Annotated in this window: 16 protein-coding genes; 5 read left to right on the top strand and 11 right to left on the bottom strand. The window is 44.0% G+C overall.

The genetic code is table 11. The annotated features are described in order from the left end of the window. The 3 genes from AC3A8L_RS16520 to AC3A8L_RS16510 all read left to right on the top strand — a co-directional run. Positions 1–304, top strand: a 304-nt coding sequence (locus tag AC3A8L_RS16520; protein ID WP_487963374.1) for a hypothetical protein, incomplete at its 5' end; no start/stop codon positions are given. Then, positions 297–626, top strand: coding sequence for a hypothetical protein (locus AC3A8L_RS16515; protein WP_487963373.1), 330 nt, complete (start codon positions 297–299; stop codon positions 624–626). The genes AC3A8L_RS16520 and AC3A8L_RS16515, both read left to right, overlap by 8 nt. Positions 627–628: 2 nt before the next feature. After that, positions 629–2,302: a conjugal transfer protein TraG N-terminal domain-containing protein gene (locus AC3A8L_RS16510; protein WP_487963372.1), complete on the top strand. Its 1,674-nt coding sequence runs from the start codon at positions 629–631 to the stop codon at positions 2,300–2,302. 59 nt (positions 2,303–2,361) lie between these two features. Here AC3A8L_RS16510 and AC3A8L_RS16505 read toward each other — a convergent pair whose 3' ends face one another. From AC3A8L_RS16505 to AC3A8L_RS16455, 11 genes are all read right to left on the bottom strand, one after another. Next, positions 2,362–2,532, bottom strand: a complete 171-nt coding sequence (locus tag AC3A8L_RS16505; protein ID WP_487963371.1) for a hypothetical protein — start codon at positions 2,530–2,532, stop codon at positions 2,362–2,364. A 251-nt stretch (positions 2,533–2,783) separates the two neighbouring features. Then, positions 2,784–3,401: a hypothetical protein gene (locus AC3A8L_RS16500; RefSeq protein ID WP_487963370.1), complete on the bottom strand. Its 618-nt coding sequence runs from the start codon at positions 3,399–3,401 to the stop codon at positions 2,784–2,786. A gap of 153 nt (positions 3,402–3,554) precedes the next feature. Further along, positions 3,555–4,301, bottom strand: a complete 747-nt coding sequence (locus tag AC3A8L_RS16495) for a SprT-like domain-containing protein (protein ID WP_487963369.1) — start codon at positions 4,299–4,301, stop codon at positions 3,555–3,557. A gap of 340 nt (positions 4,302–4,641) precedes the next feature. Then, positions 4,642–5,067 (bottom strand): hypothetical protein, encoded by a 426-nt coding sequence (locus AC3A8L_RS16490; RefSeq protein ID WP_236987223.1) that lies wholly within the window; start codon positions 5,065–5,067, stop codon positions 4,642–4,644. Beyond that, positions 5,064–5,600 (bottom strand): hypothetical protein, encoded by a 537-nt coding sequence (locus AC3A8L_RS16485; RefSeq protein ID WP_487963368.1) that lies wholly within the window; start codon positions 5,598–5,600, stop codon positions 5,064–5,066. Before AC3A8L_RS16485 ends, AC3A8L_RS16490 begins: the two co-directional genes overlap by 4 nt. Positions 5,601–5,648: 48 nt before the next feature. Further along, positions 5,649–6,179: a hypothetical protein gene (locus tag AC3A8L_RS16480; protein WP_487963367.1), complete on the bottom strand. Its 531-nt coding sequence runs from the start codon at positions 6,177–6,179 to the stop codon at positions 5,649–5,651. 80 nt (positions 6,180–6,259) lie between these two features. Then, positions 6,260–6,502: a hypothetical protein gene (locus tag AC3A8L_RS16475; RefSeq protein WP_487963366.1), complete on the bottom strand. Its 243-nt coding sequence runs from the start codon at positions 6,500–6,502 to the stop codon at positions 6,260–6,262. Between the two features lie 30 nt (positions 6,503–6,532). Continuing rightward, complete coding sequence (locus AC3A8L_RS16470) at positions 6,533–6,865, bottom strand: hypothetical protein (RefSeq protein ID WP_236987219.1); 333 nt, start codon at positions 6,863–6,865, stop codon at positions 6,533–6,535. 19 nt (positions 6,866–6,884) lie between these two features. Next, positions 6,885–7,133: a hypothetical protein gene (locus tag AC3A8L_RS16465; protein ID WP_236987218.1), complete on the bottom strand. Its 249-nt coding sequence runs from the start codon at positions 7,131–7,133 to the stop codon at positions 6,885–6,887. Beyond that, entirely contained in the window at positions 7,130–7,396 is a 267-nt protein-coding gene (locus AC3A8L_RS16460) for a hypothetical protein (protein ID WP_487963365.1), read from the bottom strand. Before AC3A8L_RS16460 ends, AC3A8L_RS16465 begins: the two co-directional genes overlap by 4 nt. Positions 7,397–7,533: 137 nt before the next feature. Continuing rightward, entirely contained in the window at positions 7,534–8,145 is a 612-nt protein-coding gene (locus tag AC3A8L_RS16455; protein WP_487963364.1) for a recombinase family protein, read from the bottom strand. Positions 8,146–8,515: 370 nt separating this feature from the next. On the opposite strand from AC3A8L_RS16455, the gene AC3A8L_RS16450 reads away from it, so the two are divergent. Continuing rightward, the gene (locus AC3A8L_RS16450; protein WP_487963363.1) at positions 8,516–8,986 is read left to right on the top strand and encodes a JAB domain-containing protein; all 471 of its coding nucleotides are present in this window, start codon (positions 8,516–8,518) and stop codon (positions 8,984–8,986) included. 146 nt (positions 8,987–9,132) lie between these two features. Further along, the gene (locus tag AC3A8L_RS16445; protein ID WP_487963362.1) at positions 9,133–9,477 is read left to right on the top strand and encodes a hypothetical protein; all 345 of its coding nucleotides are present in this window, start codon (positions 9,133–9,135) and stop codon (positions 9,475–9,477) included. The last annotated feature ends 601 nt before the right edge of the window (positions 9,478–10,078 follow it).

Genomic DNA, 10,078 nt, shown 5'->3' with positions numbered 1-10,078 from the left:
AATGATGTCGGTTATCTCAAAAGCGTTGACAGCAAGAGATATTCTCAAAATAGGAATGCAAGAACCGAACGTTATGGCCAATGAAGAAGCGATGACTAGCCTGCGGGATGTCAAAGGTGTACTCGATGATGAAATTAATAACATTATGTTCGAAAGCGAGGTCCGCAAAAAGCTAATGAGCCAAACCGCGCTCAATCTTAATCAGCTCACAAGCGCCAGGAAAAGTACTCCAGAGCTTCATGAAATTCGAAATCCCACGACTGAGTTAAATGGACTTAAAGCTGGAGCAATGAAAGATGAATAACGTTCAGCGCTTAAAAAGAATAAAGTGGGTGGCATACGGGATTATTGCGCTACTGACAACATTAGTGATTGCCTTAGGTATGACTGCTCCGGAGAGCGTAAAGGCCATATCTGAATTCAATATCAACCAGTCAATTACTTTCGTGTTGCTACGCTTAGGGCTTTATATTGCGCTCTATGTAAAGTGGAAAAGTATTGTGGAATCATTTAACACTGAGGTACCAGAGCATCGAATTGCGCAATCAAGAAAGTTGATGCTAAGTATCATTGTGATCTATGAAATATTGGTTGGGTTCAGCATCTTCAAATTGATGGGAGTCTAACTATGCCCGTTGGAAGCATAATTGAGCTGTATACCACAATGCTCGGATGGTATATGTACGATGCACTGTGGGGACTGTTAACAGGCACAGGGTTAGTCTTGGTGCCATTCGCCGTTGCCATCATTCAAACGCTGATTAAAGGGTCAGAACGGGAAGAACATAAAACCGGTGATTTCGTTAAAGCGATCGAAATACGTATCTACACAATGCTGGCAGTGATGATTATTGCTGCTCAGCCGCTGGTAACCCTACAGCCGACAAAAATGGTCTTCAATGACGTTTACTGCGAACCTGCTGGAACTGACATTAACCTCATTGATAAAAAGACAGAAGAAACCGTCTTTGATGATGCAGGCAACACAGCTGGAAACGCATCAAACCGGTTCATGAGTACAATCAACGGCAGTGTTATTAAGATTCCATTATGGTGGTACCTGATTTCCAACCTATCAAATGCTGTGGCCTATAGCTTAAAGATGGAGCTTCCCTGCAATCCTGATTTTAGGTTGATGACTTCAGGAATATCAAACGCAAACATCAAGGACCCAAAGCTTTTACGTGAATTAGAACAGTTTCAGGATGACTGCTGGAAAAAAGCGGTCGTCACGTATTTGAAGGACAGCAAGGACCCAAACTTCACAATACCTAACACCATCAGTAACGTTGAGCAGGATATTAGCTGGCTAGGCTCTAGGTTATTTTTAACACAAGCGCAGTATTATCCCGGTGAGCGTTCATCGACTCCCAACGAGCATTTCTTTTGGAGGGAGACAGTTGATGGACCAGCGGCTTCCAAAGAGCAAACAGGAGACCGCTGGATTCCTTTCTGTCACGAATGGTGGTCAGAGCAGTACTCAGCTAGTGGTATTGATAATGGGCTTCGTGAGCGAACTCTCGAGCACATCAAAACGGAAGGTAATAGCGATTGGCTTAAATGGCTAGAATACTGGGCTGCGAACGCGACAGGAATGACCTCTACAGCAAGTCTTGATGATTACATACTCCTACTAGCCTTAAAGAACGATGCCAAGCTAACAAATGGATTAAGTAAAAATTACGAGCAGCAAAAAAACTTTGTGAGTAAAAACCTTGACACATTATCAGACGTCATAGCGGCTGTAGGCATTTTCTTCAAGTCTATTCCGAACCGAGCCGAGGCAAATACCTATCGCGCAGCAGCACCCGTAATCCAAGCATTGATCATCATGTTATTTGTCATGTTCTTGCCATTACTCATGAACTTTATGCTTTTTGATATCGGAAGAGTACTGGGAATAACAGTGATACTTTTTTCAGTGATTTTTTGGGGCTACTTATTTGAGTTAGCAGAGTACATCGACAACTATTTGATAAGCTCGTTGATATCTGGGTTTTCGGACACAAGCTTAAATGAAGATGCACTGATAGCAACAAGGGGCCTTAGTAGCTTAGGGAGTAGCATGTCTAGCGATGATAGTCTTGCATTAAGCGTTTTAAAATGGATATCAAGGATGAGCTACATACTAATCCCAGCTGTATTTACTGGCCTATTGGGAATGGTAGGGTTCAATTTTTCATCAGCGATCAGTGGAGCAATTGGTAACATGGGACGAGGGAGCGCAAACGCAGCCTCAAGCGGCGCAAGCAAGGCTCAATCGATAGCAACAGGAGGAGTTAAGAGTATGGGGCGCCGTTGAAGTGAACATGCCAAAGAGCCCATTTAAGTGGGATCTTTGGCATAAATAAAGCTTAAAGCTTAAAGCTTATCGAAAGAATCAAACTTCATGGGGGACTTCTCTCCGGTACGCATATTAACAAAAAGTGTACCGTCCTCATCCGACTCCTCGTCACTTGACTCTTCATTCTCAGAAGTTGCCCCTAACGATAATAGTTTTAGAACAACAATTACCACAGAGAAAGCCACCATTATTGAGCCCCAGACGATCTTGAGGGCTAACATGGAGTATTTAGACCAGTCAATGCCTTTCAATAAAGTATATAGACTTATAAATCTTGAGCTTACCGCTGACAGCGGAACTGCAGACGTTTTCATAGCTCCCTTCCTTTAATCACTAAAAGAATAAAATTTCAAAACCCAGATTAGCTGTAAATGACATTAATGACAACAATATGATCAAATTCCACCCGGCAGCACCCCAAAGAGCCTTAGCGAACGCATTAATTTATCTCCATAGTAATTTCGACAGAAATCGTATCGAGCTGGCTTAAATAAGGCGTCAGAAGATCTAGAGAGACCAAGCGCTCACTGGCATCAGGGTACGGGTAGAACATCGGCTCAATGAACATATTATACTGCTCAATAAATCGCTGCCTAATAGATTCGACTTCGACTAAAGCATTCGCTAGATAGCGATCAGGCTCTGTGGAGGCGCCGTAGTCATTATATATATTGACTATAACCGGCTTCACTTGAACAATAAAAGAGTCCATTTTCTCCACATAATATTTAGCCCATAAATCAACGAGCTCTAGCTCCGTTCGATCTGGAGAATTAGGAATTCTATCAGTATGATCCTCGAAAGATTGAAGGTAAGAGATATGGCTTTTTTCAAGCGTTATGGCCATCTGTTGGTGTGCAAATGAATCGTAGTTTTCCTCATCCCAAACCCAAACTTGTGGGTTTTCACCCGCGCACTCTTCGTAAGTGCCGCCGCAGGACTTCAACGCGTCATCAACTGCTCCTGACACTCCGCCTGCACTATCGCCCCCACCGCTACCGCAAGCTGTTAATGAACCCGCAATTATAGCTAGCGCTATCAAATTAACCTTTTTCATGTTTATGTCCAAATAATAGAGTGTCAGAATAAAATCTACTTAATTAACCAATTTAAACCGGAGCATACCCCGAATTATTAGGACCAACTAGAGCCCTTGATGCCACTATCCTCCAGAGGGTGCCGCTCATTGTAGAGACCAATACAATTGTCACTAAGCACTCTCAACAAGCTCTTGATCACAGCTTAAACAGGCCAACCTTAACCCTGGCTTACCCCAAACGTTAGAACTACAACCTTCACAAGAGTACTTTGACTTAACCTTGCCTTTGGCCGGCTTTACATTAGCAAAGACTTCTTCACCAACAACTTGATCAAGCGATGACGAAAGGCGATCCAATGATTCGGGCTCCAAATCCAGAGAACCCATATAAGACGTGCCCTCCTCGCTCAAAACTGGCGTATAGCTTTCCGCCTGCCGATCTACCCAGGGCAAACCAAAGCCACCTTTCACCAAGACGTCGCACTCACGAATAAAGGCGCCTCCTTTCAGAGGGTAATCATTCATCTTTTGTCCCGTCCGAGCGCCGCCTGGCAAGCCTGTAGCAGAGGGCATTAACCCTATGGACTCCATATGATCCGCCCACTCTTTATTGTGATACGCAGTTCTACTGGGGTTGCCATAGCAATGCTGAAAACAGTGCGCCATCTCGTGACAAAGGGTTTGAAACACCTCTAATAGCGCCGCCCTGGCGATATACGCGGGATTGATAGCAATTTCATGGCATCGATCACCGCCAACTGAGGTCCAACGCTCGAGACTAAAATATCCCATTACATTTTTTTGGCGCTGAACAGTAAAAAGTACCTTGGGTAACTTACCCTCAAACAATGTCGCATTAAAATGGTTGTACGCGTGCTCAATAGCTCCATATAACGCACTTGTAGGCCCTTCATTCATTTCGACACCAACGATCTAATTAACACAGCAATTATTGTATCGTACGATACAATTTGCAACAACAAAACAATACAAATTTGAGAAAGCCGCACGATAAAGGCATTTCAGCCTTACCAACAGACTCAACTGAATTACCACTAAAAATGAAATATTTACCAGCAAATAGGACTGCATTACCAGAGATTTCGAGAGCATTACCAAAGAAATCAACAGGATGGTAAGGCTACAGTAAAAACAATTGCTTTTGATCACTACAAAACATGTATCGTACGAAACAATAGAATATAAAAAGAAGCGCTCAACATGAGCGCTTAAAAGTTGAAACCCGAGCAAAGAAACATCACATTGAACTACCTGTCGCAGAAGCAATCGTTGCACAGAAGCTTTCAATGACCGCCTTCTTCGGCGAAGACACACCACCGGATAGAGCGTAACTTAGAGATATCCTTGTACCAGTCTCGGCATTAGGCTCAAAGATGATATTGAGCGGGGCTGTCTTACCCTTACCGTACGATACCGTTTGCGACGCGGTGAGAACACCAGCCTCTTTGTCAGATGAAACAATATTCCATCCATCTTTAGCAATGTGTCGATAGACGCTAGAGTGCGCATCACCTACGGTCACGCCCTCAATATTTGCCCAGGTCTTGAAGGTAGTCCCCTTAAAGAACCCTCCCTCCTTGGTGAAGTTAGTCTCGCATTGGTCAGCGGCGAATACTGGTAACGCCGTGACAACCAAACCCACCATCATCACTATATTTTTCATAACACTTCCTTTTTGTATTTTGGGTATCCAGACAAAGAAAATAAGGCCCTAGAAGCCTCTTCAATGCTATCTGGAAGCTTCTCGAACTCATCCTGCCCATAATCTATATAAACGATGCCAATCAATTCATTCTTAAATAAAGGCTCAATCAGGCCGCCAACAATTTCATCGGCACGGGTATCTTTATAAGAGCACCACTGAGGTACAACTCTAAATAAACCATCACTTAGAAATAACGAACAGTCTAGCGTCGCTTTTACCGCTGAATTCTGATCTGTACGCCTGCCTATATAGATACAATCAATGTCCGCTTTAGAAAGCTTGTCCAAGATAACGTAAAAATCAGGATCTGAAGTATGTTCAATGGCCTCGACACTACCTCCACTCTCCCTAAGCAATCGATTTATTTGATTCACGAAACCTCTAGGCTGTAGACGCCTTGCAACACTGACTACACCTGCAAACTCTAGACTACAAGACTCCCCTCGAGTATCTATCTCACCAAACAAAACATCTTTTTTTACACCTTTCATAGACTTTCCTTACTTTGTGGAATTATTTTCTTTCAAGCGTTGCTCCGCTCATATTTCAATTTTTTTCAGACACAGACCGCTTTTCCCTGCATACCTAGACAGTTCGTTTGGCGCCGTTGTCCCCATCATTGACAATTCAGAGTCTTTAACGAAATCAAAAGACCCATTAAAAGATGAATTGCTAGGTGAGGAAAATGCCACAGGCCAACTCTCCAGATATAGGTGATCAGAATCTTTTGGCTTGATCTTTATTTTCATATCAACTCCAGGTTGACCTGAAAAAAGACCGGGCTTCCCCTCTTTGAAAAACATAAAAGTTATTGAGCCATCTTCACTGACATTAGATGGCTTGCTCTCCAAGGGGAACACCCCGCCACCAGACATGTTTGAATTTAATCTTGCCGTATAACTACTGGCGCCATCAGCGCTTGGAAATATAGTAATTATTTCGTTATCCCCATCGAGAACCTCGCAACCCTCTCCTTTTGTTGCCTCAAAAGAACCCGAGTAATCGTACGTTTTTGAGCAGGATGGCAGAGCCATCACCGATATTGCAGCAAGGATTAACTTAAATTTCATTGGATTCTCCTGATTTTACGTGAATATGAATGCCTGCCCATCAAGCTAATTGTGATATTGCGCTAACGATCAGCCTCTCTTTATTCGTTAGCGGCCTGCCTCATTCTTTCAGCTCGTAGCTGAAGCTGCATATCCGCCAAACCATCAAGCGTACTGATAAAACCCTCGCTTATATATATTTTTGCTATAGCTCCTTCCATGTCAACCTGCTCCGAGGAAGGGTTTTTGATTGCGTCTAGCGCACGCTCTAGAGTTGCAACAACATGCGCAATATCTTTCTTTATTATCTCTTCGGCCTGCTCGGTTGATATCGGTAACTTCATAGCTTTCCCCTGGTAGCTCGCTTCACCTACTTATTTAACACAGGCAACACCTTCAAGCCTTGCCATTGCTGATTGAACGGACTCGAATATATCCCTGTCAAATGATTTACGATCTTGAAACCGCTTAGCAGCAGCGAATGCTTTGCCCTCCTCAAGCTCAAAAGCAACTGACTTCACACCTTCTCCATCCGAACTCCAAGACAATTCGATTGGAAAAAAACCATCTTTCAAACTAAGAACAGTGACTTGCGGAAATCCAGGAAGCGACGAGAGGTTAACTTGAAGGTCGTGGATTATGGCTAACGATACCGCCCCGCCAATTTGGCAGCTAGAGAGACCTTGCTTGGCATAAAAAATAGACATACGACTTATTCTCCTTAATTTAAAAATGACCCATAACTTCGATCGCTTTCTTAAGGTCCAACACGTCAACCCCGACGACGTCAGCGACTTTTCTTTGGATGTCGGCGTCACAGTTATGTAAAAATAGAATGGCTTGGAATTTATCGCAGTCTAATAACGTATCAAGTTTTTCATCAAGATAAGCTTCCGCATACCCCTTACTCACAAAGGCTTCATAAATATGGTAAGCAGCGTAATTTAGGTTTTCTATTTTCCTTTCCTTGTTCATGACTTTTCACCCAAAGAAATAGCGCCTACAATATTTTTCAGAGCGCTTGGGTTATCGCAAAGAAAGTCTGCAACCGTCTGCCTGCGAGCGCCAATTGGAATCATACTCTCATGCGAGAAATAGAATTCGTGCGCTTTAACTAAGGCAATAGCATCAGCCCTCATAACATCAAGGCCTTTTAGCTTTTCGAGCTCAGGCTTTACAGCAAGGGCGCGAGTGATCCCGCCGTCAATAATAGATTCATCCACAGTATCAACCATCAATATTTGCTCCTAACAATAATAATGAAATTTCACCCATTTTTACTTGCAAGACTTTACACCTGCTTGCACAATCTCTTAGTTTCTTTAGAAGCCCGCCATGTAGGCTTGGCGAACCCACCTCAAACCGCACCGCCTACTCACTCTCCTAGCACCTGTTTACCGTACCCCCTTAACTCGCCGCCTGGCCCAACATAGCGATACAGCGTCTGCCTAGAAACACCAAGCTCTCGACATAACTCGCTAGCATTGGTGTTACTGCTACGCATTGAGGCCTGGGCCAAGCGAACCTGGCTCTTAGATAGTTGAAATTTTCGACCACCTTTCCGCCCCCGGGCTCTCGCCGATTTTAATCCAGCGATCGTTCTTTCTCGAATAAGCTCTCTTTCAAATTCGGCCAAAGCCGCAAAGATTCCAAAAACCAATTTCCCGGAGGCTGTCGATGTATCGATATCGGCACCCTGCCCTGCAATCACTTTAAAGCCTATATTACGCTCAGCTAAATTCTGCACTGTATTAATCAAATGCCTTAAGTCTCGCCCCAAGCGGTCAAGCTTCCAGACCAGCAATGTATCGCCGTCACGTAAAGCCTTCAAGCAAGAGTCAAGACCTGGCCTATCATCTTTCTTACCGGAAGCCCGATCCTGATAAATACTACCCTTATCAACACCAGCCTCAACAAGTGCATCCACCTGCAAATCGAGAAGCTGACTACCGTCAGCTTTAGATACCCGCGCATAGCCTAGCTTCATTATTTAATATTACCCACCATACCGTTACAGCTCCACCGCTCCACAAACGTTCGTTTATGGAGCGCCTAACAACTTTACGCATTAAATTCTAAATTGTGCTCCTTAACCCGTCAATTATTCAATGATCCACAAATACCACTAATGGCACTTATGGAACCCTATTGACACCAAAAGCTAAGAGATTGACAAAGGTTGAAACAACTGATTGAATTACCTAGTGCTCTTTGCCTTGCAAAAGCCTTTAAAAAAGCTGATCAATAAACCTGAAATTCAGCGCAGTGAAAACTGGGTTTACACATTTTCTACCCATCGGGGCATTTCCCCGATGGGGCTAGTGCCCTCCTTAAATACGGATTTAACTGGAGGCTCTATGCTCACCTTTCAATCACATGATGAAGTTGTTGCCGAAGCGATACGTTTTATTGAACAATCACTTCGACAAAAAACCCAATCAATCACCTGTCACACAAGCGCAAAAAGACTTTTTTTCCAGCTTTTCAATTTAACGCTAGGAAGCCTTGAGCATGAGGAAATGCATGTTGCGCTATTGGATGGCCAAAACAAGCTAATAGATACCGTCTGCGTTGGCCGAGGGACCCTTGACCACTGCGCAGTCTACACGCGAGAAATAGCAAAATTGGTTCTAATGAGTAATGCAAAAGGAATCATACTTGCTCACAACCATCCTTCAGGCTTTGAAAAACCAAGCCCTGAAGATATTGCGGTGACAAAACGGATTCAGGAAGCGCTGTCACTTATTGATGCTCATGTATGCGACCATATTATTGTGACTCGCACGTTTGCAACAACATACAGCATGACTGAAAACAATGATTTTTAATTCAAGCAATGCGCTCACTAGCAAAAACTTGCGATAAACAACAGCAAGGTTTTAACCTGAAATTCTCTGCTTATTATTACCGATCTGAAGGAGCTCGCTTGCTTGCGCACCAACTAAAGCAAGGATGCACCTGGGCAGCAAAATGTATGGCCAATGAAATGGTCAAACTTATGCCCGAGAACGGCGTACTTATACCGATTCCGAGTCGAACCGGTAAAGCAACGTCGAACCTACTTATCGCAAGGCACCTATCAAGCCACACCGGCCTTCCAGTGCGCGATGTGATAATAGGGAACTCAAGAGAGTCAATCTACCAATTGAAAAAGCAAGGCACCGCTGTGCGGCGCGACTTTTTCGGTTATAGATTACGCTCAAATGCCGCAGGTAATATCATCCTGATTGATGGTGTTTGCGCAACAGGGATAACCGCCGACGCAGCAGCATCTTTGTTTGCGGCACGCCCAACACTAGTCGTTCATTCAATATTATGAAATACCGAGAAAGCGTGCACACACTGGCCCTGAGAGATTCCTCTCCAGGGCCAGCCTTACCCCAACCAAGCTCTGACCATTAAAAGTGGAATACACTGCACACGCACTTCAAAACGGAAAGACTAGCAGTTAAAAGTTAGTCATTAATTTTAAATAAGTACTCATTTAAGAGCAGTTTACTATCATCTTCTCGAGCTATACCGATCATGAGCTGCGGCATGTCGGGTAGATCGCAACGCGAGATGTCATCTCAAAAAAAGCTCTTCTATCAAGATCGCTGCGCCAACCGCCGCCATTCACAGCGTGAACCTGCCCCCACACCCTCCACTTTACCCCTAGATTAAAAGTCTACTAATTACAGCCGAAAATTTATGTGTGTGATCCCCGACACTACGGGGTAAGTCGTGTGTGATTCCCGATACTATGAGGTAAAGCGTGTGTGATTCCCGACAATATTGGACGCTTTGTCATTTAAGACTCGGGAATTACACACATAAATTCGGGTACATTCGGGAGTCACACACGGTCTAAAAAGTGGAAGGAATTGCGGTAGCCAGTCGCGGCCCAGGCATAAGGCGCGCCTGGGCTGAGCAATCGTGAC

Source organism: Marinagarivorans sp. (assembly GCF_982758155.1).
The sequence above is the reverse complement of the archived record's forward strand: the minus strand, read 5'-3'. Positions and strand labels throughout refer to the sequence as shown.